The 25,079-nt window shown below is 37.0% G+C and carries 26 protein-coding genes and 1 tRNA gene; 11 read left to right on the forward strand and 16 right to left on the reverse strand.

Annotated features, from left to right (window positions below; translation table 11 throughout):
- Window positions 1–17: 17 nt before the first annotated feature.
- Window positions 18–995, reverse strand: coding sequence for a glutathione S-transferase family protein (locus PRO_RS01255; RefSeq protein ID WP_011124405.1), 978 nt, complete (start codon window positions 993–995; stop codon window positions 18–20).
- A gap of 54 nt (window positions 996–1,049) precedes the next feature.
- Between PRO_RS01255 and PRO_RS01260 the strand changes: the two genes are divergently transcribed.
- The 3 genes from PRO_RS01260 to aroC all read left to right on the forward strand — a co-directional run bounded on the left by PRO_RS01260 (window position 1,050) and on the right by aroC (window position 4,462).
- The gene (locus PRO_RS01260) at window positions 1,050–1,973 is read left to right on the forward strand and encodes an aspartoacylase (protein ID WP_011124406.1); all 924 of its coding nucleotides are present in this window, start codon (window positions 1,050–1,052) and stop codon (window positions 1,971–1,973) included.
- Window positions 1,974–2,121: 148 nt separating this feature from the next.
- Complete coding sequence (gene psbA / locus PRO_RS01265) at window positions 2,122–3,204, forward strand: photosystem II q(b) protein (RefSeq protein ID WP_011124407.1); 1,083 nt, start codon at window positions 2,122–2,124, stop codon at window positions 3,202–3,204.
- A 169-nt stretch (window positions 3,205–3,373) separates the two neighbouring features.
- Entirely contained in the window at window positions 3,374–4,462 is a 1,089-nt protein-coding gene (gene aroC, locus PRO_RS01270) for a chorismate synthase (RefSeq protein WP_011124408.1), read from the forward strand.
- 3 nt (window positions 4,463–4,465) lie between these two features.
- Here aroC and PRO_RS01275 read toward each other — a convergent pair whose 3' ends face one another.
- The 6 genes from PRO_RS01275 to isiD all read right to left on the reverse strand — a co-directional run bounded on the left by PRO_RS01275 (window position 4,466) and on the right by isiD (window position 10,870).
- Window positions 4,466–5,155: a bifunctional 4-hydroxy-2-oxoglutarate aldolase/2-dehydro-3-deoxy-phosphogluconate aldolase gene (locus tag PRO_RS01275; RefSeq protein ID WP_011124409.1), complete on the reverse strand. Its 690-nt coding sequence runs from the start codon at window positions 5,153–5,155 to the stop codon at window positions 4,466–4,468.
- Complete coding sequence (gene ftsH, locus PRO_RS01280; RefSeq protein ID WP_036892144.1) at window positions 5,139–6,989, reverse strand: ATP-dependent zinc metalloprotease FtsH; 1,851 nt, start codon at window positions 6,987–6,989, stop codon at window positions 5,139–5,141. Before ftsH ends, PRO_RS01275 begins: the two co-directional genes overlap by 17 nt.
- Window positions 6,990–7,038: 49 nt before the next feature.
- On the reverse strand, window positions 7,039–8,211 hold the full coding sequence (gene sat, locus PRO_RS01285; RefSeq protein WP_011124411.1) for a sulfate adenylyltransferase: 1,173 nt from the start codon (window positions 8,209–8,211) through the stop codon (window positions 7,039–7,041).
- Window positions 8,212–8,359: 148 nt separating this feature from the next.
- Window positions 8,360–9,151, reverse strand: coding sequence for a photosystem II manganese-stabilizing polypeptide (locus PRO_RS01290; protein WP_011124412.1), 792 nt, complete (start codon window positions 9,149–9,151; stop codon window positions 8,360–8,362).
- A gap of 218 nt (window positions 9,152–9,369) precedes the next feature.
- A complete protein-coding gene (gene coaBC, locus PRO_RS01295) occupies window positions 9,370–10,656 on the reverse strand; it encodes a bifunctional phosphopantothenoylcysteine decarboxylase/phosphopantothenate--cysteine ligase CoaBC (RefSeq protein ID WP_011124413.1) in 1,287 nt (428 codons plus the stop codon).
- A complete protein-coding gene (isiD, locus tag PRO_RS01300; protein ID WP_011124414.1) occupies window positions 10,646–10,870 on the reverse strand; it encodes a protein IsiD in 225 nt (74 codons plus the stop codon). The genes coaBC and isiD overlap by 11 nt, the downstream gene beginning before the upstream one ends.
- A gap of 251 nt (window positions 10,871–11,121) precedes the next feature.
- On the opposite strand from isiD, the gene PRO_RS01305 reads away from it, so the two are divergent.
- Together PRO_RS01305 and PRO_RS01310 are read left to right on the forward strand one after the other, a co-directional pair.
- Complete coding sequence (locus PRO_RS01305; protein WP_011124415.1) at window positions 11,122–11,322, forward strand: hypothetical protein; 201 nt, start codon at window positions 11,122–11,124, stop codon at window positions 11,320–11,322.
- Between the two features lie 130 nt (window positions 11,323–11,452).
- Window positions 11,453–11,740, forward strand: a complete 288-nt coding sequence (locus tag PRO_RS01310) for a DUF565 domain-containing protein (RefSeq protein ID WP_225866395.1) — start codon at window positions 11,453–11,455, stop codon at window positions 11,738–11,740.
- A 19-nt stretch (window positions 11,741–11,759) separates the two neighbouring features.
- Here the strand turns inward: PRO_RS01310 and PRO_RS01315 are convergent, their stop codons facing one another.
- Both PRO_RS01315 and PRO_RS01320 read right to left on the reverse strand, forming a co-directional pair.
- The gene (locus PRO_RS01315; RefSeq protein WP_011124417.1) at window positions 11,760–12,776 is read right to left on the reverse strand and encodes an aspartate carbamoyltransferase catalytic subunit; all 1,017 of its coding nucleotides are present in this window, start codon (window positions 12,774–12,776) and stop codon (window positions 11,760–11,762) included.
- Window positions 12,773–13,510: a DNA-3-methyladenine glycosylase gene (locus tag PRO_RS01320; RefSeq protein WP_225866396.1), complete on the reverse strand. Its 738-nt coding sequence runs from the start codon at window positions 13,508–13,510 to the stop codon at window positions 12,773–12,775. Before PRO_RS01320 ends, PRO_RS01315 begins: the two co-directional genes overlap by 4 nt.
- Here PRO_RS01320 and PRO_RS01325 point away from each other — a divergent pair.
- Both PRO_RS01325 and gatC read left to right on the forward strand, forming a co-directional pair.
- Window positions 13,494–14,294 carry a creatininase family protein gene (locus tag PRO_RS01325; RefSeq protein WP_011124419.1) on the forward strand — a complete coding sequence of 267 codons (801 nt, stop codon included), beginning with the start codon at window positions 13,494–13,496 and terminating at the stop codon, window positions 14,292–14,294. The two genes, PRO_RS01320 and PRO_RS01325, sit on opposite strands and share 17 nt — an antisense overlap.
- The gene (gatC, locus tag PRO_RS01330; RefSeq protein WP_011124420.1) at window positions 14,291–14,584 is read left to right on the forward strand and encodes an Asp-tRNA(Asn)/Glu-tRNA(Gln) amidotransferase subunit GatC; all 294 of its coding nucleotides are present in this window, start codon (window positions 14,291–14,293) and stop codon (window positions 14,582–14,584) included. The genes PRO_RS01325 and gatC overlap by 4 nt, the downstream gene beginning before the upstream one ends.
- A gap of 1 nt (window position 14,585) precedes the next feature.
- On the opposite strand, the gene crtR is transcribed toward gatC, so the two are convergent.
- Together crtR and PRO_RS01340 are read right to left on the reverse strand one after the other, a co-directional pair.
- Window positions 14,586–15,620: a beta-carotene hydroxylase gene (gene crtR, locus PRO_RS01335; RefSeq protein WP_011124421.1), complete on the reverse strand. Its 1,035-nt coding sequence runs from the start codon at window positions 15,618–15,620 to the stop codon at window positions 14,586–14,588.
- A 57-nt stretch (window positions 15,621–15,677) separates the two neighbouring features.
- Window positions 15,678–15,759, reverse strand: a tRNA-Leu gene (locus PRO_RS01340).
- Between the two features lie 220 nt (window positions 15,760–15,979).
- On the opposite strand from PRO_RS01340, the gene PRO_RS01345 reads away from it, so the two are divergent.
- On the forward strand, window positions 15,980–16,528 hold the full coding sequence (locus PRO_RS01345; protein ID WP_011124422.1) for a Ycf66 family protein: 549 nt from the start codon (window positions 15,980–15,982) through the stop codon (window positions 16,526–16,528).
- A gap of 22 nt (window positions 16,529–16,550) precedes the next feature.
- Window positions 16,551–19,460 carry an isoleucine--tRNA ligase gene (ileS, locus tag PRO_RS01350; protein WP_011124423.1) on the forward strand — a complete coding sequence of 970 codons (2,910 nt, stop codon included), beginning with the start codon at window positions 16,551–16,553 and terminating at the stop codon, window positions 19,458–19,460.
- A 60-nt stretch (window positions 19,461–19,520) separates the two neighbouring features.
- On the opposite strand, the gene PRO_RS01355 is transcribed toward ileS, so the two are convergent.
- Window positions 19,521–20,132 carry a DUF3177 family protein gene (locus PRO_RS01355; protein WP_036892147.1) on the reverse strand — a complete coding sequence of 204 codons (612 nt, stop codon included), beginning with the start codon at window positions 20,130–20,132 and terminating at the stop codon, window positions 19,521–19,523.
- A gap of 84 nt (window positions 20,133–20,216) precedes the next feature.
- Here PRO_RS01355 and trmB point away from each other — a divergent pair, with 84 nt between their 5' ends.
- Window positions 20,217–20,858: a tRNA (guanosine(46)-N7)-methyltransferase TrmB gene (gene trmB / locus PRO_RS01360; protein ID WP_011124425.1), complete on the forward strand. Its 642-nt coding sequence runs from the start codon at window positions 20,217–20,219 to the stop codon at window positions 20,856–20,858.
- A gap of 56 nt (window positions 20,859–20,914) precedes the next feature.
- Here the strand turns inward: trmB and PRO_RS01365 are convergent, their stop codons facing one another.
- Entirely contained in the window at window positions 20,915–22,300 is a 1,386-nt protein-coding gene (locus tag PRO_RS01365; protein ID WP_011124426.1) for a phosphoglucosamine mutase, read from the reverse strand.
- 103 nt (window positions 22,301–22,403) lie between these two features.
- Between PRO_RS01365 and PRO_RS01370 the strand changes: the two genes are divergently transcribed.
- Window positions 22,404–22,973: a thioredoxin family protein gene (locus PRO_RS01370; protein WP_011124427.1), complete on the forward strand. Its 570-nt coding sequence runs from the start codon at window positions 22,404–22,406 to the stop codon at window positions 22,971–22,973.
- On the opposite strand, the gene thyX is transcribed toward PRO_RS01370, so the two are convergent.
- From thyX to PRO_RS01385, 3 genes are read right to left on the reverse strand one after another with little or no spacing between them, the layout of a single operon-like run.
- A complete protein-coding gene (gene thyX, locus PRO_RS01375; protein WP_011124428.1) occupies window positions 22,970–23,611 on the reverse strand; it encodes an FAD-dependent thymidylate synthase in 642 nt (213 codons plus the stop codon). The two genes, PRO_RS01370 and thyX, sit on opposite strands and share 4 nt — an antisense overlap.
- A gap of 2 nt (window positions 23,612–23,613) precedes the next feature.
- A complete protein-coding gene (dcd, locus tag PRO_RS01380; protein ID WP_011124429.1) occupies window positions 23,614–24,207 on the reverse strand; it encodes a dCTP deaminase in 594 nt (197 codons plus the stop codon).
- Window positions 24,207–24,809 (reverse strand): cob(I)yrinic acid a,c-diamide adenosyltransferase, encoded by a 603-nt coding sequence (locus PRO_RS01385; RefSeq protein WP_011124430.1) that lies wholly within the window; start codon window positions 24,807–24,809, stop codon window positions 24,207–24,209. Before PRO_RS01385 ends, dcd begins: the two co-directional genes overlap by 1 nt.
- Between the last annotated feature and the right edge of the window lie 270 nt (window positions 24,810–25,079).

Here is a 25,079-nt window from a genome sequence, read left to right on the forward strand (position 1 = left end):
ATTGAAATGTTATTAGCTCATGCAGAGTTAATTATTTCTTGGATATTAGGTCCTAGAGGAACAATATTGCTTGGATTAAGTGGGAAAAGTGCACCAAAATAGTCATTGCGCCAATTTTTGGAATCACAAGTTTTTGATACTTTAGGGAGATTGAAAAAATTTTTTCTCCACTGTAAAAGATTTGGGAATTTAGTTAGAGGTGATTGATTGCAGCGAAATAATGGAGCATAAACAGATTCCCAACGAATCATTGTTGGGAATAATCTTATGTCAGCAATAGTTAATTTTTCTCCACATAACCAAGGCCCCTTTATGGATAGATTTTTTTCTACTATTTTAAGAGAATTGAATAAGGTTTTGCATGCTTCTTCATAGGATCTTTGATTTCTCGCAAAACCACATTTATATACACCGTTATTTACTGAATCTTGTAGCAATTCTTGCCAATCCTTAATTTCTTCATGTAGTTCCTTTGGATAAAAGTTGGGAGTACTTTCTTCGGTTGGCCATATATTTAGCGTTTCTACAAGTTGAGCACTTTCATTGCCAAGTAGTTCTGGGGTTTTTTTATTATTTGGTTTTGGATCTACAAGAACTGGAACTGTTGCCCTATGAGTTGGTGGGGCATTGCAAAGCTTATAGATTTCTAAAACAGATTTACACCCCTTCCATGAAGGGTCAATTTTCCATAGTCCAGCTTTAGGATTAGGTTTAGCAATTAGTATGTTCAAGCTTTTATTGAGATCCTTAAGTTCATAGAGCAACCATGTCCTATGTGCCCATGGACAGCTTCGTGCTACTACAAGCAAAGGGAAATCCTCTGAAGATCTATTGAGAAGGTCCTCAGCTTTAGGTGGCTTTGAATCGAGTGCTTGACTTTGCGTGCGAGTGTAGTTTCCTTCTGCATCTGCAGGAGCCAGACCATTCATTAGTTGATTCCATTGCCATTTCCAACCCATTCGAGCGGATGCAACTATTGCTGGAGGTATTGACATGCAAAATATTTTGTAGATATTTTCAGATGTAGCGAACAATTTTGATATTCCTTGATGTCTGGCATACAAGTGCTATTGGTTGCAGGTACTCATGGTAATGAAATAAATGCGCCTTGGCTTTTTGAACAATGGAAGCAAAAAGATTCTTTAATTAATACACATAACATTAATATTCAAACTGTTATCGGTAATCCTGTAGCACTAGAGCAAGGTAAAAGATATGTAGATAGAGATTTAAATAGAAGTTTCAGAAAAGATCTTTTGCTGTCTTCAGATCTTAATGCCGCAGAGCACTTTCGTGCTTTGGAACTCGTTAGCGAATATGGACCAAATGGCAATAATCCATGTCAAATAGCAATTGATTTTCATAGCACTACATCTTCGATGGGATCTAGTCTTGTGGTCTATGGGCGACGTCCAGCTGATTTAGCAATAGTCTCACTAATTCAAAATCACCTTGGCCTCCCAATTTATTTGCATGAAGGTGATAATGCTCAGTCAGGGTTTTTAGTTGAATCTTGGCCTTGTGGCTTTGTGGTTGAAGTAGGTCCTGTGCCCCAGGGTTTACTGCATTTTCAAATTATTAATCAGACTTTGTTGACGTTAGATTCGTGTTTAAAAGAAATTTCTAATGTAATTAATTCCAAAACTGTTTACCCAGAGCAGTTAATAGTTCATAGACATTTGAAAAATATTGATTTCCCTAGAGATTCCTCAGGGGTACCTTCTTCACTAGTGCATAAAGATATTCAAGGTAGAGATTGGTACCCAATAAAGAATGGTCATCCTTTGTTTGAAAGTTTAAGCGGTGATCTGACACTACTATTAGAGGGGGGCTTAGAAGAGGAGTTTGTTCCAGTATTTATTAATGAGGCTGCCTATGCTGAGAAAAATATTGCAATGAGTCTAACCAAGAAGGAAATGTGGGACGTTCAAAAGGATTGGATAAATGACTTGTCCAAATTATTGAATCCTTAAGGAAATGATTTAAAAAGAACAAAATATATTGTCTTAATAACAACTTCTTGGTTCAGTACGCAGTTTTGCAAACTTTCATCTAAACTCCTCTTGGCGGATAATATTCGCTCTTACATAATGTCCCGTTTGGGATTTTTTTCACGTCCTCATGACCACCATTAGGCAGCAGCGTTCTTCGTTGCTAAAAGGTTGGCCGCAGTTCTGTGAGTGGGTTACATCCACTGATAACCGAATTTATGTCGGTTGGTTCGGTGTATTGATGATTCCTTGCCTTCTAGCGGCAGCTATTTGTTTTGTAGTTGCGTTTATTGCAGCTCCTCCAGTTGATATTGACGGCATTCGTGAGCCTGTAGCAGGATCTTTCCTTTATGGGAACAACATCATTTCAGGTGCTGTAGTTCCTTCTAGTAATGCAATAGGTCTTCACTTCTACCCAATTTGGGAAGCTGCAACACTCGATGAGTGGCTTTATAACGGCGGTCCTTACCAGCTTGTTATTTTCCACTTCCTTATTGGTATTTGCGGTTGGATGGGTCGTCAATGGGAACTTTCATACCGATTAGGTATGCGCCCATGGATCTGTGTTGCTTATTCAGCTCCTGTATCAGCTGCTTTTGCAGTATTCCTTGTTTACCCATTTGGTCAGGGTTCTTTCTCTGATGGAATGCCTCTAGGGATATCAGGAACATTTAACTTTATGTTTGTGTTCCAAGCAGAGCACAACATACTTATGCATCCTTTCCATATGGCAGGAGTTGCAGGTATGTTTGGCGGAAGCTTGTTTTCAGCTATGCATGGTTCTTTGGTGACTTCTTCACTTATTCGTGAAACCACCGAGACTGAGTCTCAGAACTATGGTTATAAGTTTGGACAAGAGGAAGAGACCTATAACATCGTTGCAGCTCATGGCTACTTCGGTCGCTTAATCTTCCAATATGCGAGTTTTAATAACAGCCGCAGTCTTCACTTCTTCTTAGCAATTTTCCCTGTTGTATGTGTTTGGCTAACCTCTATGGGCATTTGCACCATGGCGTTTAACCTTAACGGCTTCAACTTTAATCAGTCCGTCGTTGACGCAAATGGCAAGGTTGTTCCTACTTGGGGAGATGTACTTAACCGTGCGAACCTAGGCATGGAAGTTATGCACGAGCGTAATGCTCATAATTTCCCTCTTGACCTAGCAGCTGCTGAATCCACCTCTGTGGCTTTAGTTGCTCCTTCAATTGGTTGATTTACAAACCTAAGTTGAACAAAAACTTAAATTTATAAGTTTTGATAACCCCTCTTAATTATTTAAGAGGGGTTTTTTTTGGAAAGAATTATTTTTTGCTGTTAAATGAGTAATGATTGATTAGTCTTTTTGAAATAACCTCCTAGTTTTTCTGGAGTTTAAGAAATTTATGGGAAGTAGTTTTGGCGATTTATTTCGAGTAAGCACATTTGGTGAATCACATGGTGGTTCAGTTGGAGTGATTGTAGAAGGGTGTCCCCCAAGACTTGAAATAGATCTTGAAAAAATACAAGAAGAGCTTGATAGAAGAAGGCCAGGACAAAGTAAAATCACCACTCCTCGCAAAGAATTAGACCAAGTAGAGATTTTAAGCGGAATAGCTAATAGAGAAACGCTTGGTACTCCAATAGCCATGATTGTTAGGAACAGAGATCAACGGCCAAGTGATTATAAAGAGATGAAAAATATTTTCAGGCCCTCTCATGCAGATGGTACTTATCATTTGAAATATGGAATTCAAGCTCCGAGTGGAGGAGGTAGGGCTTCCGCTAGAGAAACGATAGGTCGAGTTGCCGCAGGCGCAATAGCTAAACAGCTTCTTCAAAAGGTTCAAAATACTCAAATACTTGCTTGGGTTAAGCGTATTCACAATATTGAAGCTGAAATCGATATTAATACCATTGGTTTTGCAGATATTGAATCCAATATTGTGCGTTGCCCAAATCAAGATGTTGCGAAGCTAATGATTCAAAGAATTGAGGAAATAAGCAGAGATGGTGATTCTTGTGGCGGTCTTATTGAATGTGTGGTTAGGAATGTCCCTGCAGGTCTTGGGATGCCTGTTTTTGACAAATTAGAAGCTGATCTTTCTAAAGCTTTGATGTCTCTCCCAGCAACTAAAGGGTTTGAAGTTGGCTCTGGCTTTAGAGGCACATTCCTTAAGGGAAGTGAGCACAATGATGCATTTATCGCAGGAGATAAAAACCGCTTAAGAACAGCTACTAATAATTCTGGTGGGATTCAAGGTGGTATTAGTAATGGCGAGCCAATAATCCTTAGAGTTGGATTTAAACCTACAGCTACGATTCGCAAAGATCAGCAAACAATTGATTCAGAAGGGAAACAAATAACTCTTGCTTCAAAAGGTAGACATGATCCCTGTGTTTTGCCTAGAGCAGTCCCAATGGTTGAAGCTATGGTTTCGATTGTTTTAGCTGATCATCTTTTACGACAAAGAGGCCAATGTAGCCTTTGGTAGTTATTAATTAGTGGAAAAATTAGGGGTTGCTTTTAACCATTCTGCCAGCTGGGGGTCTACAGATTCTTTTTGTATTAACTCTCTTCCAACTGCGATAGCGCCATACCCTTGTTCTAACCAACTGTTTATATTGATGATTGACATTCCTCCTGCAGCTATAACAAATGGCAAAGGATTAATTGAAGCCTTTATTTGATTTAGGTAATTTATTCCTATAACTGAGGCAGGGAATAGCTTGATTATTCGATATCCAAAGTTTTTTGCTTGTTGAATATCTGAAGGAGATAAGACACCAGGCACTAAAGCTTGACCCAATGCTTTAGCTCTCTTTTGAAGTTCAATATCCCAACAAGGTGACATTGCATAATTAAATCCAAGTTTTGTAATTAACTCTAAGGAGTTTGAATTAGTAATAGATGCAGCTCCAAATGATATTTCTTTAAATTCTTTTTTTATTTCTTGTATGAATTTAATCCAGTTTTTGTGAGAAGACCAAGCAATTTCAATATTTCTAACTCCTAAAGATTGCAGTGTTTTTATTAAAGTTAAAAATGATTTGATTTCAAGATTATCAAGATCGTCTTCAGTGATTCGCAAGACAATTAATAAAGGCTGATAAGTTAAAGATGCAATTAATTCATCTTGTTTTTGTTGCCATATTTCGGATGAGCTAGATTTAAATATATTCAGCAACTTTCACTTTACGCTTGATTAACAGTTGTTGTAGATCTTCAGAATCAACAGTTTCTTTTTCAATAAGCATTTCAGCGAGTTCATCAAGTACAGATCTATTTTCAAGCAGTGCTTTGGTTGCTCGTTTATAGGCAATATCAACTAAACAAGATACTTCATCGTCAATGGTTGCAGCCGTATCTTCTGAGAAATCTCTTTCTGCTGCAATATCACGACCGAGAAACATTCCTCCTTGAGAACGACCTAATGCCACCGGGCCTAATTTTTCACTCATGCCAAAACGTGTGACCATTTGTCTTGCTACTTGTGCAACTTGTTTTAAGTCATTAGAAGCTCCAGTGGTGACTTCATCTTCTCCATAGACAATTTCTTCTGCTACTCGCCCACCTAGAGCTACTGCCATTTGGTTTTGAAGATATGACCTTGAATAGAGACCAGATTCCATTCTTTCTTCGCTGGGAGTGAAAAAAGTTAATCCACCGGCTTGACCTCTTGGGATAATCGATATTTTTTGGACTGGATCATAGTCTGGCATAACTGCTCCAACGAGAGCGTGACCAGCTTCGTGATAAGCAACAAGTTCTTTTCGTTTGTTACTCATTACGCGATCTTTTTTCTCAGGGCCTGCCATTACTCGTTCAATAGCATCGCTAATCTCTATATTGCTTACTTCTGTATGTTCTCTTCTAGCAGCAAGAATTGCAGATTCATTGAGTAAATTAGCTAAATCTGCCCCTGTGAACCCTGGAGTCCTTCTTGCGACTTGATCAAGGTCAACATCTTTCGACAAAGTTTTTTCTCTAGCGTGTACTTTTAATATTTGGAGACGCCCTAAATAGTCAGGTCTATCAACAACAACTTGTCTATCAAAACGTCCAGGTCTTAATAAAGCAGAGTCAAGAACATCTGGTCTATTTGTAGCAGCAACAATAATAATTCCTGTATTGCCTTCAAATCCATCCATTTCAGTAAGCAATTGATTAAGAGTTTGCTCTCTTTCATCATTGCCTCCTCCTAAGCCAGCCCCTCTTTGACGTCCAACAGCATCAATTTCATCAATAAATACTATGCAAGGTGCATTCTTTTTTGCTTGTTCAAAAAGATCTCGTACTCTGCTGGCACCAACACCTACAAACATTTCTACAAACTCAGAGCCTGATATTGAGAAAAATGGGACTGCTGCTTCCCCTGCAACGGCCTTAGCTAAAAGTGTTTTTCCTGTTCCTGGAGGCCCTACAAGCAGTACCCCTTTTGGGATCTTGGCTCCTACTGCAGTAAATCGATCAGGATTCTTTAAGAAATCAACTACTTCAGCTAATTCTAATTTTGCTCCTTCTATACCCGCGACATCTCCAAAAGTGACTTGTGTAGACGGTTCCATTTGAAGGCGAGCTTTGCTTTTGCCAAAACTCATGGCTGGATTACCTCCTCCAGCTCCGCCTTGAGAACGTCTGAATAGAAAGAATAGGCCTCCTAATAGAAGTATTGGAAAAAGTAAACTGCTTGCAGCTTGCTGCCAAGGGTTTGCTTGTTGAGGAGGTTGAACAGCAATATCGACATCATGTTCAGTAAGTAGTTGTAAGAGATCATTATCTGGGGCAAGATTTACTGCTGCTCTGCCTCCATCATTCTCAATGATCTGAGCAGTTCCATTGTCAGGAGAAATGAAAACCCTACTAATTTGATTCTCTTGTACTGCCTCAATAAAATCGCTATATCGAAGGGTTCTAGATTCTTGAGATTGATTTGGCCTGTCTAAGAAAGCAGTCCCGACAAAGATCACTAATACAACGATTAGGAAGTAGAGAGCTATGTTTCGCCAGCGTTTGTTCAAGGTTCGTTACTCGTGATGAAGCAATGTTAATAGGATTAGGTGCTTTCTGTTAGCCACCTCGTAGTACTTCAACCACACTACGAAATGCAAACCACTCTGGTATCTCTTCATTATTGCGAAGCATTTTCCTGAATTGAGTGCCACTAAGCTTTTTGATATGCAAACCACAACTCTGAGCATGGTCAGCAGTTACGTACCCTTCCTCCTCGGTATAAACAAGGTTTAAAGAAGGAACAGTTTGCATTTCTAATTCTGATGCGCATGCTTTCGCAAATTCTTGAGCATCATAAGGACCATAAAAATCCTCACCAGTTAATTGTGACTTACACCCTGCCATGTCACGACCAATTATGAAATGCGAACACCCATAGTTTCTACGAATAATCATGTGTTGAAGAGCTTCGCGTGGACCAGCCATGTGCATGGAATATGGTAGATATGCCCATCTGATCATTGGATTTTTCACTTCAGCTGCTAAACGTTCGTAAGTTGCAAAACGAATTGAGCCTGGGATATCGTCTTGTTGAGTGGGACCGCATGTTGGATGAACTAGTACCACGGCTCCTTTACTTACATTTTCTGCATGAAGAGCCTGAGTAAATAGTTCATAATGTGCACGATGAATAGGGTTCCTGCATTGAAAGGCAACTACATCTTGATTGTGTGGGAGTTCTTTTCTTACCTCTGAAGGAGTTTTACAAGGAAATATTCTTTTAGGAAGTTCTAACCCTTCTAATTTTCCTGCTAAATAGAATTTTTTTCTTTCGATTGCGATCATCTTGACTGCAGGATGCTCTAATGAGGTTGTCCCATAGCAGCCTTTAGCTTCAAGTACCTTATCTGGTAACCACTTGTCCTCAATGGTCAAAACTGCTAAAGATTGGTTCTTATAACAAAGAAGAACTTTATCCCCTATTTTCAAGTCTTCACGATCGGTATCTAGAACAATAGGTAGACCAAATAATTTCCCATCTGCTGTTCTATTGCTATTAACTACAGAGTCATAATCTTTTTGATTCATGAATCCTTGAAGAGGGGAGAACCCTCCAATCAAAAGTAGTTCAATATCACAAGCATTACGGTCAGAGCAATCTATCTTTTTAGAAGCACTTTGCTTTATTGCTTCTTGTGAATTAGATGGGACCATTAAGTTCTGGAGAGTTCCTCCATATGGCTCTATTACTTCAGTTCTGGAATTGGTCAATGATTGATTAGAGGTCATTAGGAATATATAGATGGATTCCGAGAGATTCTCCCAGATAAGGAGTCTAAAAACTAGAGTATGAGATTGAAAAACAAAAAAAAGGGGCCTTAAGACCCCTTTTTTTTGTATGGTCTCTTTTAAAAGATCAAATACCTAAATACCTGTTTCAGGCTTTGCGACCATATAGTTCGCCAATGATTTTGACGTCAACTGGCTCTTTAGATCCAAGATCATTATCTGATGGTTGGATTGCAACAAAAGATCCTGCAAATTCTGCTGTATCAGAATCAACACTATCAATTGCAAGGGTTATTACACCTTTGCCATCAAGGTCTCTTTTGATGTTTTCTTTTGCAAGTTCTTCATCATCACCGCCTAAGGCAACAAGACCTTGTGCATATTCAACACCTGTGTCTTTAGCGCGGCTTTTAGGATCTAAGAAATCACCTGTGCGATAGCTAGGTGTATAAGTAGTTCCTGAGGCTTCAGCTCCTGGAGCTATTGACTTTCCTTTAAAATCAACTGCCATTTGCTTAGCAGAGAATACGAAAGGAAATTCTTCTCCATTTGGAGCAAGAACAGTAATCAATTGAAAGTCAATACCACCTTGTTCTTTAAAGGTGCTTCCAGAAACATCACCATAGACTTGCTCAACGGTTGTGTTGTTTCTTGGGCTGATAATTTTTGCTGGTACGAATTCAGCTTTTGATCTTCTTGATTTAGCAACCTTTACATACACCTCTGTTGGGTGCATGCAAATATCAGTTAGTCCTCCATCAATACTGAGTGATCCTTGAGATCCAGCAGAGACGGTTGGGCAATCATTTGCTTTGCCGGTATTAACAACATCGGCAAACCTTGAATTACCTCTTTCTCCGGATGCAGAGACACTACTTGGGGCAGCTATAAAGGTGAGACAGAAAGCAAGCACCAGGGCTAGCAAAGGACGAAATCTCATGGGTGGGAAGCCTAAAGGCCAAATGAACGCGGTATAAAAACCGCCCAATTACTCAGTTGGGAGCTTACAGGGGGAAATGCGCGTTATGTATGCCCTTTTGCAGCTCTAAACAACCCGTAGCTTATCTAAATACTTAAAAAGAAGCAGCATGTCTCGAGATCTCTTCCAGTGCAGTTCTTTTGGATGAATTGCCCCTTTTTGGGACTTTGAGAAATTTTCTATTTGTTTTTTAATTTGTTTATTAAAACACTTTTTAATTCATCTAATAATTGGTGCGCTACGGATAATTTGGAGCCAATTTTGATTTCATTGATTGCTTCTTCAGGGCCTAGTAACCACCCACCGTTCGAATCGGATTCGAACCCTTGATTGCTTCTGTCAATAGGATTAGCCATTAATAAATCGCACTTCTTTTGCTTTTTTTTGAGCATTGCCAGCTCTTTAATTTTTTCATCATTGCCTGTTAATGCTGTGAACCCTAGGAAAACCTGATTGTTTTTTCTATTGGCAATTAATTTTGAAAGTAGGTCTGGAACAATCTCAAACCTATCTTTCATTGATTTAAATAGCTCTTCTTTGCTGAGTTTAATGTTTTTGGTATTAACTAAAGGTTTTAAATCAGCTATTGCCGCTGTCATGGCAATGGCATCTGCTGAGCTTTGAAGATCTTCCAATATTGAGTACATTTCATTGGAGTTTCTAACTGCAAAGGTCTGTAAGCCCTCAAGAAGTGCTGCTTCTACTTGGATTGGGCCATGGATTAAATCAACTGTTGCACCACGAAACCTTGCTGCCTGGCCAATGAGAACTCCCATTTTTCCAGTACTGCGATTTGTTAGATACCTAGCTCTATCAATATCTTCAATTGTTGGACCTGCAGTTACTAAAAGTTTGAGGTTGCTCCAGTCCTTGTGGAGGGCTGAATTTGCTCTAAATTGAATAATTGCACTTTCAATTGCTAGCTGGATCAATAAAGGATCTGCCATTCGACCATCCCCAATTCGATCGCAAGCAAGGAGGCCTTCTGCGGGAGTTAAAGGAATTACGTTTGGGAAATTTTTTAGGGTTTCCCAATTATTTTTAATTGATGAATTGTTCCACATCGCCGTATTCATTGCTGCGGCTGCAATTACAGGTTTTTCTGAAGCTAAAAGTATACTTGCAGCCAAGCCTTCGCTAAGACCATGTACCCATCTGGATAGGGACGATGCACTTAAAGGGGCGACTGCTATTAGATCTGCCCATTCTGAAAGTGAGATATGTAATGGTCTTGGTTCTCTTCTATTCCATTGATCTTCGTCTTGGTAGCAAGCGTTTCTACTAAGAGTTGATAAAGACAGAGGACTGACTAACTTTGAAGCACTTGGTGATACAACGCAACGCACCTCTGCGCCGGTTTTAATTAAATTACTTACTAGAAGTGGGATCTTCACTGCCGCAATGCTTCCAGTAGTAATTACAAGGATTTTTTTTCCATTTAAGTTGTTATTCACTTTAGTCTTCATCAAAAGGTTCTTGATCCATTAAATGATGATAATCAAGAGTTAATTCTGGCCGATGAATAGCCAGAGCTCTTAAAAGATGCCAGTCATTTAAACCTTCAAATGGAGTTGGGTAATCGTCTTGCTCAAGTCTTTCTGCCAGTTCTGCAGTTGACTCATCATCAAATGCGTATAAAAGATCTTGTGTAATCTTCTGATAAGAGGAGTAAGGCATCATATCGCTCTGAGATAATAGTTCTATTGGTCTATTAAGAATTCATTCCTCATAAGTATTATCTCATTCTAAAAGGATCTTTGCTGAAGCATTGAGCTTGATTTTGCTGCAGATCAAATTTTGTTGCTCTATTCATTTAATTATGGCAGCCATCTAATTGTTGTTTGATGTTGAGTTTATGTTCAATTCCTTGGTTGTACCTGCTAGAAAGATATTAATGAAGTAAAAGAAACTATTAATGGTCACAGTTTTTTATGTCTCAGTCAAAAAGAGAGCAAGTCGTTAGTCATCTTAGATACATCAGACAAGAGCTTCGAGAAATGAATCAAGGCGTTTTAGATGATGGATTGTTACCTGAGCCAGGTGAAATCAGAGGTGTAATGGCACAAATGGAAGCATTACATGAATTGCTAGAAGGTAAATCGAAAACCAAGACAAAGGGCCTAGATGCTTAATTTATCAAAAGATATATAAAATATTTCCAATGATTATTTTGTCTGATACCAATCATTACTAAATATCTATTTAATATCTAAAATGAAATATCAATCTACAAGTTTAAATCGTAATATAATAAATTTGATTATGCGTCTAGAGGTTTGGAGTGATAACCCATGGCGGAGATATTCAATGTTAATTATTATTTTTTTATCTGCATTTTTATTCGGAAGTTCAATAGGTATGATTAATGGTGTATTAGCTTTAATGGATCCAATAGGAGCATTTTTCACTGTTACACTAATTGAAGTTCTTGTGCGCTTTAGAAAAGTAAATGTTCAAAAGAAAGGTTCTTCTATTTCTTTGTCAATACTTGATAGTTTCCGTATGGGATTTATTTATGGTTTGTTTACAGAGGGGTTTAAGTTGTTTTAGTAACGTTTATTTTTTATTATTAATTTTTATCTGCCGAAAGAAGATATAAAAGTGCCATTCTGATAGGTATTCCATTAGAAACTTGATTCTCAATTAAAGAAATCGAATTATCTTCAAGTAATTCGCTGCTCATTTCAATTCCTCTATTAACAGGACCAGGATGTAATACCGGCACATGTTTCCCACACCATTTCAAACTTTCGTGAGTTATTCCATATTCATTATGATACTTATCTAAATTGCTAAGTAAGTTCTCACTCATTCTTTCCTTTTGAAGTCTTAATGTAATAACAGCATCTGTATCAGTTAAAGCTTCTTTTAGACATCTGGAAATTGTAACTTTACCTCGATTCTTTATAGGATCTTTCTTTTGACCGGAGGGAGGGGCTTCTACAAATTTTGCAAAATCATCTGGTAATAGTGAAGGTGGTCCACAAAGGACCACATTTGCTCCACAGGCAGTAAGACTCCATAAATTTGAGCGTGCAACTCGAGAATGAAGAATGTCTCCAACTATCGCAATTCTCTTTCCTGCAATATTCCTAGGCGAAGGACTCTCTTTATTAAAAAATTGAGTCAATGTAAACAAGTCGAGAAGTCCTTGGCTGGGATGGCTATGAAGCCCATCCCCTCCATTGAGAATGGAAACATTTTTCTTTTTTTGATCAAGAGATTTTGCAAGCTGCTCTGGAACTCCAGTGCCACCATGACGGACAACCAGTACGTGAGCTCCCATTGCGACGTAAGTCATTACAGTATCTAAAGGGGTTTCCCCTTTAATTAATGAGCTATTAGAAGGAGCAAATGATTGAACATCCGCAGAAAGCCGTTTGGCAGCAAGTTCGAAACTACTTCTAGTTCTTGTACTGGGTTCGAAAAATAAAGTGGCAATTAAGCGACCTTGTAAAGCAGGTAATTTTCTTGAGCCAGATCTAGGAATTGTTTTAAACCGATTGGCAAGTTCAACAACAGTCTGATAGTCCTCAATTGAGAAGGAGGATAAGTCAAGAATATGTTTGTGGCTCCAGTTGCTCATGGACCTTCTTTAGAGCTTGGTTTCCATGCGTCTAAAAGAGAAGGACATCGATCCCCTTTAGCGCGCTTGCTAACACTGCGACTGTTTTGCAAATACCATCGCCAAGGTAAATCTTTTGCTTTTGATATTCCGATTCTCTTTGTTTGAATAATTGAGTTCATCTTTGAGCCTGAAAGGCCTTTGTCTATCCATAATCCATTCTCTACTGAGATTAGTGAATTGTCATGACTTCTGTTCAATCCAAATCTATTTGCCAATAATCCAGGCCCAGCTGCAATGCGTTCATTTTCATTAGGTATAGCTATTGCTCTAAGCAGAACACCATTTGCATAATCTTTTTTATGAGTAACAATATTGACGCAGTAATATGATCCATAAGTTAGATAAACATACAAACGACCAGGATTTCCAAAAAGAGTTTTATTCTTCGAGGTTTTTCTTGTGAAACCATGACAAGCAGGTTCTGATTGTGAATATGCTTCTGTCTCGACAATTGCTCCCCAAAGTAATTTCTTGTTGGATTCTCGTTTAACTAGCAAACAACCAATTAAATCAGGCGCTACCTCTTCAGATGGCCTGCAGAAAAAGTTAATTGGAAGAGATGAAATGGCTATTTGATGTTTTTGAAATTGATATGGCCAAGTTTTTTTATCTAACATTATTTCTAAAGCTATAAGTAATTCATCAAAATATATTGAATTAATCTCAAGTAAGGAAATGTCTAATAAAAACAAACTTGATTTACCAACATCACTTTCAAAGAATTCTTCTATGCGCTTAGATCTTTGGACATGGAAGGAAGTAGAGAAATACCTCGTTAATTGTAAAGGTATTATTTTACCCATTGGTTCAACTGAGCAGCATGGCCCTACGGGCGCAATAGGTACTGATGCAATGACTGCAGAGGCTGTCGCAAGAGAAGTAGGTATTAGAACAGGTGTCCTTGTTACTCCGACGCAGCCTTATGGAATGGCAGAACATCATTTGGGCTTTCCAGGAACTATGAGCCTGAGATCTTCTACTTTGCAGAAATTAATTCATGACCTTTTGATTTCTCTTGTAATGCACGGGTTTCAAAGGATTTTTATTATTAATGGACATGGAGGGAATATTGCGTCGATTAAAGCAGCTTTTTCTGAGGTTTATAACACTGCATCTTCTAGGCATTTACCAGTAGCTAAATCATTACGGTTTAAATTGGCTAATTGGTTTATGTCTCCTGAGGTTTTTCGTCAAGCACGAGCTTTATATGGTGAAAGAGAAGGCCAGCATGCGACTCCTAGTGAAATAGCTTTAACTCTTCATTTAGAACCAAGCCTTTTAGCTAAGCAATCAGAACTACCTGATCCAGCCCCTGCTGGGCCAATATATACTTATAAGGACTTTCGCCAGAGATACCCTGACGGCAGGATGGGCTCTGATCCATTCTTGGCAAAGGCTGAAGATGGTGAAATGTTTTTAGATAAAGCTGCTTCAGCTTTAAGTAACGATTTAATTGATTTTCTTAAAGAAACATGACCAGAATTTCTTCGGATGATGTTCGTAAGGTTTCTAAGCTTGCTCGGTTAGAGATTTCTGAGGAACATGTTGAAACATATGCGAATCAACTGGAAGAAATTTTGGAATATATTGCTCAACTTGAGAAAATTGATACTAAAAATATTCCACCTACGACAAGAGCTGTGGAAGTTGTTAATGTGTTAAGAGAAGATATTGTAGATAAATCAAATGTTCGAGACAAAATATTAGATTTAGCTCCTAATAGAGAGGGACAATTTTATAGGGTTCCTAAGATTTTGGCTGAATAAATTAATCAATTTTATCTGGGATGATTGCAGTTTTATGAAGAATATAAAGCCATTTTCTTCTCAATTTTTTCGTTGGGATTAAGTTCGCTAGAGGCCTCATTTTACTCCTACTTTTTTTGTGACTTCTTATTCCTAAAATAATGTCATAAAGGAAATTAAAACTATCTTTTTTTGATTCAAAAATACCCATTCTTTGTGGTGACCCTTTCTGATCTAAAAGTGGTTTAGTTGCTTCATAAGCTGGCTTATATTCAAACCAAGGAATTGAAGGCCATAAATGATGAACTAGATGATAATTTTGGCCCATTATCAGTATATTCATTACTCGACTTGGATATACCCTTGAATTCTTCCATTTATTGCGAGCCATAAATGGGCGATGAGGGAGGTAGTCAAAGAATATTCCAAGAGTAACTCCAACCATTAGTGCTGGACCAAACCAAAGGTTATAAATTACGTTCATGAAATTAAAATGAACACCAGCTAAAACAATTGTTATGAAAATGGATCGCTCTAGGCCCCATTGCATTAGTTCATATTTCCTCCAGAGTTTCCTTTGAAAAAAGAAATATTCATGATAAAAAAACCTTGGAGCAATTAACCAGACTGGGCCAAAAGTACTGACTATATGATCAGGGTCATTCTTGGGATCATTGACATGAGAGTGATGTTGAAGATGGACTCTAGTGAAAACTGGAAAACTAAAACCTAATAATATTGCTGCGCCATGACCCATAGCCTGATTTATCCATTTATTAGGATGAGCTGCTTTGTGACAGGCATCATGGATAACAGTCCCTTCCATATGAAGAGAAAGGAATGCAAGCCCAACTAGTACAGGAAGTGGCCATACCCCTTTATACCATTGCCATATAGAGAGAAATGCTATTGCATAACCACCAATAAATAAGCCTAAAGTGGGATTGAAAAAATTAGGTGGATCTAGATAATCTTTAATGCGCTTTTGCCAAAAACTTGACGATTGGAATTTGGGGGGTAAATCATTATGAATAGTTGTATTTAAGGTATTTGTCATTGCATTTTTGAATTACAACTTAGGAACAAACTCATACCTATTTGTTTTAGTAATTAATGCCCACCGGGAGACTTGAACTCCCACGACCTAAGTCACGGGTACCTAAAACCCGCGCGTCTACCAATTCCGCCAGATGGGCCAATGGTTGATAGCGTAGCTGATAGTGAGTTTTTCATAGGGGAAATATATAAATAAGCTTATTTATAGAAATGGAAGAAGCAATGGTTATTTGCGAACTAATAAGGCCAAAGCTCATTTGCGCGTCCTTCTTGTATAGCTAGATATTTTTTTCAGAAGCCAGAATGGGCTTATTCCTAAACTTTAGACAAAATAAGTACATATAAGCTTGCTCAAAAATTATGTTGGCAGTTGTTATTGGTGATTTTTCTATAATCCTAGGCCTAGCGATCTTGCTATTACCACTTCTAATTACTGAATTAAGTCGGCCCAAGGATTCCTTCTGGGGAGCATTGACAATGATTTTGGGATTAGTCCTTATTACAAGTAAAGAGAGGCTTAGCGGATCGCCAATGCTTGCGGTCCTGTTTAGTTCATTAATTATTTTTAGACTATTGTTAGAGGTGTCACAAAATCGATGGCAGCAACTGACATTGGAAGAAAAAGCTGGAATAAAGTCTTTTAGTCTTTGGAACAATAGAATATCTCAGATCATTGCTGTTTTTGGAAGATTGGGCTCTATTGTTCTTGCAATATCTGATCTTTTTAAAGGTAAGCCGAAACCAAGTTCAATTGGTAAAAAGTGGGTTAGGCCAGAAACCAATAATAAAAGTGCAGGTTCAGACTCAAAGCAGCTTGCTTCTTTAGAGGGTAATATTGATGACAAGAATTTCGCTTCAGATCAGATTTCAACTCTTGCTTCAGGGAATACACCTTCCGACGCTTCATAAGCTTCTCTAATTAATTTTCATTGTGAATCACGAGAAAACAAACGACGGTAATAATCGTCCTTCCTACAAAGAATCTCTTAATCTCTTAAAAACAAGCTTCAGCATGCGAGCTAATGCAATTGTTCGCGAGCCTGAACTTCAGCAATTTTGGAAAGAAAAAGGAATTGATTTTGAGCTTGGCTTAGCCAACAAAGGTTCTACTTTTACGCTGCATGATGGACCTCCTTATGCAAATGGAAATCTTCATATGGGACATGCTCTCAACAAGATTCTAAAAGACATAATTAACAAGTATCAAATTCTTAAAGGAAGCAAAGTTCGTTTTGTGCCTGGATGGGATTGCCATGGATTGCCTATTGAATTACAGGTCCTCAAAACTCTTGATAGAAAAGAGCGTGAAGATTTAACTCCGATCAAATTGAGGAAAAAAGCTGCTGCATATGCTCACAAGCAGATTGCTCTTCAAAAAGATGGGTTTCGTCGATGGGGAATTTGGGCTGATTGGGATAACCCTTATTTAACTCTTCAAAAAGAATATGAAGCTGCTCAGATTAAATTGTTTGGAGAGATGGCTTTCAAGGGGTATATCTATAGAGGTCTTAAGCCAGTACATTGGAGTCCAAGTTCTAGAACAGCTTTAGCAGAAGCAGAGTTGGAATACCCAGAAGGTCATACAAGTCCAAGCATTTATGTTGCTTTTAGTGTTGTTAAACTTCCAAACCTTTTGCAAGAGTCTTTAAGTAAACAAGGCTTGGCACTACCAGTGCATGAAGATGGGTTAAGTAATAAGTTAAAAGTAGCTATATGGACAACAACTCCTTGGACTTTACCTGCCAATATGGCAGTAGCTGTTAATGAGAATATTGATTATATTATTGCAAAAGATAATTCTGAAAAGTTACTAATTATAGCCTCAGATCTTCGTGAAATAGTCAGTGAAGAAATTGGATCACCTTTAGAAAAGGTTGCAATAGTAAAAGGCAAAATGTTAGATGGAGTTTTATACAAACACCCTTTATTTGATAGCTTAAATCCATTTGTGTTAGGAGGAAATTATATTACAACCGAGTCTGGTACGGGAATAGTTCATACAGCGCCAGGTCATGGTGTTGATGACTTTAACACTGGAATGAAGTACAAGCTTCCTATAATATGCCCTGTTGATGAAAAGGGTTTCTTTACTTCTGAAGCAGGTGATTTTGAGGGCTTAAATGTTTTAAAAGATGCTAATACTAAGATTATTAATGCTTTAAAAGAATCTGGTTGCTTGTTAAAGGAAAAACCCTATATACATAAATATCCATATGACTGGAGAACAAAAAAACCAACTATTTTTCGTGCTACAGAACAGTGGTTTGCATCAGTTGAAGGATTTAGAAATGATGCCTTAAATTCTATTGAAAAGGTAGAATGGTTACCACAATCAGGTAAAAAGCGCATTAAATCAATGGTTGAGGATAGAGGTGATTGGTGTATTTCTAGGCAGCGTAATTGGGGCGTCCCTATACCGGTTTTTTATTCAAAGGAAGGGTCAAAAGTTCTTTTAAATGAAGCTACTATTAAACATATATATAACTTGTTTGTGAAGTATGGAGCAGATGCTTGGTGGGAGTTGCCGATATCAGAACTTCTTCCCAGCAATTATTCATCAGAAGCTCATAAGTGGGAAAAAGGAAAAGATACGATGGATGTTTGGTTTGACTCTGGATCTAGTTGGACATCAGTAATTTCTAAATCAGATGAACTTAATTATCCGGCTGATCTTTATTTAGAAGGTTCAGATCAACATCGAGGTTGGTTCCAGTCTTCATTACTTACTTCTGTTGCAGTAAATAGTCATGCTCCATACTTAAAAGTCCTTACTCATGGCTTTGCATTAGATGAAAATGGTCGAAAAATGAGCAAATCATTAGGTAACATTATTGATCCTTGGAAAATTATAAATGGTGGAAATAATAAGAAATTGGAACCAGCTTATGGTGCAGATGTCCTTAGGCTTTGGGTAAGCTCTGTTGATTATTCAGTAGATGTACCAATTGGGAATAACATTTTAAGTCAATTGTCAGATGTTTATAGGAAAGTAAGAAATACCGCACGTTATCTTTTAGGTAATTTGCATGATTTTGACCCAGCTAAAGATGGATTGGATATAGGAGATTTACCTATTTTAGATCGTTGGATGCTTAATAGGACAGCTGATGTTGTTGATGAGATTTCAATAGCATTTGAAAGATATGAGTTCTCAAAGTTCTTTCAGCTATTGCAGAGCTTCTGTGTAGTTGATTTATCTAATTTTTATTTAGATATAGCTAAAGATAGGCTATATGTTAGTGCCCCAAATGATTTTAGGAGGAGATCATGCCAATATGTTTTATCTCTAATTGTAGAGCGCCTTGCTGGAGTTATTTCTCCAGTTTTAAGTCATACAGCAGAAGATATTTGGCAGAATATCCCTTATAAACTAAATGAAGAGTCTGTATTTCAAAGGTACTGGCCTAAAGTTCCAGATTCTTGGAGAGATTCTTCTTTCAATAAACCAATCAATCAAATTAGAGAATTAAGAACTTCTGTCAACCGTGCTTTAGAAGATTGTAGAACTAGACAAGAATTAGGATCTTCTCTTGAGGCTTCTGTTCGCATTTCTCCAATTAATGAATCACTTCAAAATTCTCTTACATTTCTTCAGGAAAATGGTCACAATTCTGTTGATAATTTATTTGATTGGTTAATTGTTTCTAAAGTTCAAATAGGAGGAGAGCCATGGGCTGAGGTATTATTTACTAAAGAAGATGATATTGGTGTTATTGAAATAGCAAAATCTAGAGGAGCTAAATGTGAAAGATGTTGGCATTATGAATTGGATATTGGTCAATACGAAAGGCATCCATTACTATGTGGTAGATGCGTTGATATTATTGAACGAATAGATTAAATCATGATCAATAAAATAAATTATTTTTTATATCTTTATCAATCATTATTTTAAGTTAATCTAAAAATCTCCTGCGATTCTACCTTGCTTAGGCAGGCGTATAATAGCCCATTGTATAAAACCCACTATATAAATAATTAAAGCTAAATAACCTATAAAAGCGGACAAGGCTTCTGTCCAATTGGCTCCAAATAAAAAGTTAAAAATACTCCTTATGATTTGATTTAAACCTGATGGAGCTTCTCTCCAGTAATTACAATTTTGACTATTGATATTATTAACGCATTCTAAACTTATAAATGAAAGTGTTATATAAAAGCAACTATAGAAACTTAGTGACCATCGCCATGCTTTTAATACTAATGCTATGGTTTTATGTCGAGGAAATTCATTTATTTCTTCATTTAAATCTATCCAAAACCATATTGAGGTAAGAATTAGTAATGGTGAAAGAAAAGATGTTAAGTAACCAATAGGCCTATTGCCAATCAATAGAAGCATGCTTATAAACATTAGACTTGCAACCTTCCAATAAATTGACAAGAGCCTAACGATGGGAGATTCTTTTTTCATCGAAGCCCAAATAAAAATTACTAATGGAAGCCCAAATGCAAAAGTGGCTCCTAGTCTGTATGAAAGCCAGACGAGAGTGCTGTATGAGATTTCTGTCACAAAAAGAACTTTCAATTTAGTTATTATTAATCTATACCACTATTATTTGCTATGAAGCTAAGGACTTTTAATAAGCTCTAAATAGTGCGACAACATGTAAACCCCTTAAGCCACTTTTTTCAGCTTCATAATGAGCTGCCTAGGCCTGAGGATTTATTTGAAAGTATTGATTTACCTATTCATTTAGATATTGGTTGCGCAAGAGGTAAGTTTTTAATTGATATGGCAGCTGATAATGCCCAATGGAACTTTCTTGGAGTTGAAATTAGAGAGCCTCTAGTATTTGCGGCTGAAAAAGAAAGAATTGAATTAGGTCTTACTAATTTGAGATTTTTCTTTTGTAATGCAAATATAAGCTTAGAAAAATGGTTTCTTAGTTTAGAAAATGGACAATTAAAAAGAGTTTCTATTCAATTTCCAGATCCTTGGTTTAAAAAGCGTCACAGGAAGAGGAGAGTATTAAATCAGTCTTTTCTATTTCTTTTGGCACAAAGTCTTGATATTGGATCGGAATTATTTATTCAATCTGATGTAATAAGTGTTATGGATGAAATGACTGAGATTATTGAGCTTAGTCATTTTTTTGATCGGCATAGTAAATACTCTGAATCTAATTTAAATGCTAATCCTTTTAAATTTTGTACTGAACGCGAGAAATATGCAATTCATCAAGGAGTAAAAGTATATCGTCAATTATATTTTAGGAATAGTACAGGAATTTTATAGCTAATTTATTTATTAGTAAATAATCTATATTTGTATTGACTTAGTATCTAGTTGATTTAATTGAATTCTTCCAAAGCTATTTTTGCAATCTTAGTTGTCAATGACTCGACTAATAATTTATCTATTGATTCGACCATGACTCTTACTAATGGCTCTGTTCCACTTTTCCTGATAAATACTCTTCCTTCTTTCCCAAGATCTAATTCGGCTTCCGCTATTGATAAACGAAACTTTTCAGATTTGTTTAAATAATTTTGAGTTATATGCTTAGCTATAGGAACACTAATTAGCTTTTGTGGATAAGGCTTGAAGCTTTGATCACGCCATTCTGAAAGAAGAATTCCTTTGCGATTACATATACTTGAGAGCTGTATTGCAGCTAAAAGTCCATCTCCACATAAGTCGTTAAGTGTAGATAAAATGTGACCTGATTGCTCTCCTCCAAGACTAGCTTTATTTGTTAACATAGCCTTATGAACATGCTGGTCACCTACAGGAGTTCTTGTTAGCTTCCCACCTCTATTTAGCCATGCTTTTTCTAAACCTAAGTTAGACATTACAGTTGTGACTAGCCTTTGCTCAGGAAGCATATTTTTATCTTGAAGAGATGATCCCCATAAATACAGAGAATGGTCTCCATCGATTACTCGGCCTTTTCCATCTATTGCAATCATTCGATCAGCATCTCCATCAAATGCAAAACCCATTTGAGCGTTTGATTCAAGAACAACTTTTTTAATATGCTCAAGGTGTGTTGAACCGCAATTAACATTTATCTTTTCACCATCTGGAATCGCATTTATGCTTATTACGTTGGCTCCTAAAGCTTTAAATAGTTTTTCTCCGCATGAAGATGCAGATCCCCAGCATAAATCTAGAACAATTGGTATATCAATTAAACTTTCTTTATCTACGGTGTTTAAAAGACTATTTTTATAATCTTTTAAAAGGTCATTACGATTAATACAATTATCTTTGTCTTTACAAATAGGAATCAGTACTTTTCTTTTTAGTTTGTTATCGATAAAGATTTGCTTTTCTAAAGATATTTTTTCACCAGTTTTGTCAAAAATCTTTATTCCATTGTCTTCAGGAGGATTGTGACTTGCTGAGATCATAAGACCTCCAGAAGCATTGTACTTTTTGATCAGATGAGATACTGCAGGCGTAGGGCATAACCCTAGTAACCATATTTCTCTATTCTTTGTAGCTAATCCATGAGCCAAAGCAGAAGCAATTCTTTCGCTACTTGCTCTTGAATCTTGACCTATAAGAATGGGTCCTTCTCCAAGAAGAACATGATTGCACCAATAACCAATCTGAGAAACCAATGAATTAGTTAAAAATGTTTGCGATTTGCCTCGTATTCCATCAGTGCCAAAAAAACTAAGAGCTTGCTCATCATTTAAATCACCAACATGACTGATTGTGTTGGTGGACATTGGAAAATAAATTTCAAATTTATTGAAAGATAGCTTACATGGCAACATTTCAAACGCAAGCTATTCTGAAAATGACTGAGTACTTGTAAGAAATTTTTGCTTTGTGGAAAGCCCTTCTTTGATTGAATTAACAAAGATTCAAAGAATTTATTTGTTGATTGCTTCTTTTGTATTGGCTTGTTTCCTTTTTTTGCTCAGAGGTGGACTTGGACTTAATTCAGAAAAGTCTTTGAATATTCTTGCACTTAGCTCACTTCAGCCAGAGGTAGCGCTAAATAATGGTCATCCTACTATTTTTGAGTTTTATGCTGATTGGTGTGAGGCCTGTCAAGAGATGGCACCTTCTATAAAAAGTATTAAAGAAAAATATCAGGATCAGATTGATATAGTTTTATTAAATGTTGATAATGAAAAGTGGTTAGACCTTATAGAAAAATATGAAGTGAATGGAATACCACAATTAAACTTATTTGATCAGTTTGGTGTCATTAAAGGTCAATCAATAGGTTTGAAAAATATTGATCAAATTGATCAGATAGCAAATTCATTACTAAACAACGAGCAACTTCCAGTTTTTCCTGGAATTAATAATTTGGATGGTAAGAATATTGCAATATCGCCTCTTAAAGAGGATATTATTGTTAGTAAAATTAGCCCTAGAAGTCATAGTTAAGACTCTATCCAGCCCAACGCTTCAGAAACTTTAGGAAATTGCAAAGTAAATATTTTCTTACATTCTTTTGCAATAATTAGATGTTCTTTTTGAGTGCCATGACCAGATCTAAGATTTATATAGTGTAGCCATGATCTGCAAGAACCTGTCATGTAGATCCTTGTGGGTGTTGCTAGCGGTAGAATAAACCTAGCAGATTCTTTCGCAACTCCTTTATCAAGCATTTCTTGATACAAGTCTAAGGAATTTTTGAATTGTAATTTAATTTTTTCCCGAAAATCATTAGCAATATCTTCATCTAAATCGGAAGTTGAGTTTTGTCTGTTTTTGCTATCTTGCCTTCTTAACTCAGGTATAGGTATCTCACCCAGTTGTGTACTATCTGCATACCTTTGAGAGAATTCTTGGAAAGTAAATGACCTATGACGGAGTATTTGTGCAGCAATTGCGCGATTAGTTTCTATTTGTAGAGTCATATAGGCTTGCTCGAAAACACTCCAATGCTCGTTATTTATGCAATATTTAATTAATTTCCCAAACTCTTCATTTGCTTGATTCTTAGGATTACTTACTCTGGCAATATAGGCCATAGTTTTCTCAGCATCTGGAGTAGCTGTGACCAGATGAACATTATTCATAATTAAACCTTTGCAAGAGTAACTTTTTCAGGCTGATCTTGATATTTCCCTTTTCTATCTCTATAAGTTGTCCCACAAGGATCACCTTCAAAAAATAATAATTGGCAAATTCCTTCATTTGCATATATTCGACAATCTGCACCTGAACTATTACTGAATTCAAGGGTTAAATGTCCTTCCCAACTCGCTTCTGCTGGAGTGGTGTTAACAATAATTCCCAATCTTGCATAAGTGCTTTTCCCAAGACAAATAACTGTGATATTTGGTGGCACTTTCATTTTTTCTAAAGCCACTCCTAGTCCATATGAATGTGCTGGGAGTATAAAATAATCCCCATCTTCATCATGGTGAAGAGGAGTTGCTTCTAAATTATCAGGATTAAATTTTTTAGGATTCATTATTGTCCCAGGAACATGCCGAAATATAAGGAACTCTTTAGATGAAAGACGTAGGTCATATCCATAAGAGGAACATCCGAAACTAAGTACAGGCTTCTCTTTTATCTGAGGATCGAGGTGTCTAACAAGATTTGGTTGAAAAGGCTGGAGCATGCCTGCCTCTGATTGTTTAATAATCCAACGATCATTTTTAAGCATTATTTAGAGCACCTCAATTGAGTGACTTGATCGGCCATTGAAAAAACTCTAGTTGGTATTGATGGCCCTGTGAGAATTACATCTATAGAGTCATGGCGATTTTCTAATGAATGAATTAAATCTGTTTCTGTAAGGAAACCGTATTCGATAGCCAATCCAATTTCGTCAAGCACCAATTTGTCTAAAGAATTATTGATCAAGTGCTCTTTACATATTTTCCAGATTTCTTCAATGGCTGTTTTGGTTTTAGTTGATTCTTCTGATAGATCTGCTTGCGAATTTGGATTTTTTTGTATACAGCCATAGATATTCGGTCTAATCCATTCAAGATTCCCGCATAGGCTTGTCGAGTTGATTGGACCTTGAGCTACTCCTCCCTTTAAGAATTGAGCTATTACAACCTTGCTTCCTAATCCAGCGGAACGAAGTGCTTCACTAAGTACGGCTGAAAAGCTTCCTCTATATGGAGAAGCATAAACCTGTAATTGTCCTTGCGAAGAAATGATTTGAAGTCTTGGCTTGGACGAAATTGAACTAATGGGGCCTATACCGTATTGCTCTCTCGTCGAGTAATCATTTGTTGAGCTAGGACTTGCTGACATGAACGTCTGAAAAACTTTGCTTTAACGAATCTGCTTTAAATCTAGCGGGACTTGGAAGGTTCACAACTACTTTTACACTATCTATAGCGTTTGCCCTCCCCATTGCGCGTGTTGTTTCAGTAAAACTTTGATTATTTAGATTTTTTTTTGAAATAAAAATTACTACATACGCATTCTTTAAGCGCAAAAAGTCATTTTTGATACAAGAGGTTTTAGCTTCACTTCTTATCGTCCTTTGAATTGGTTTGCAAGATGACAGGTTCTGCTAAC

The organism is Prochlorococcus marinus subsp. marinus str. CCMP1375, assembly GCF_000007925.1.
In the GTDB taxonomy this organism is placed as follows: domain Bacteria; phylum Cyanobacteriota; class Cyanobacteriia; order PCC-6307; family Cyanobiaceae; genus Prochlorococcus_E; species Prochlorococcus_E marinus.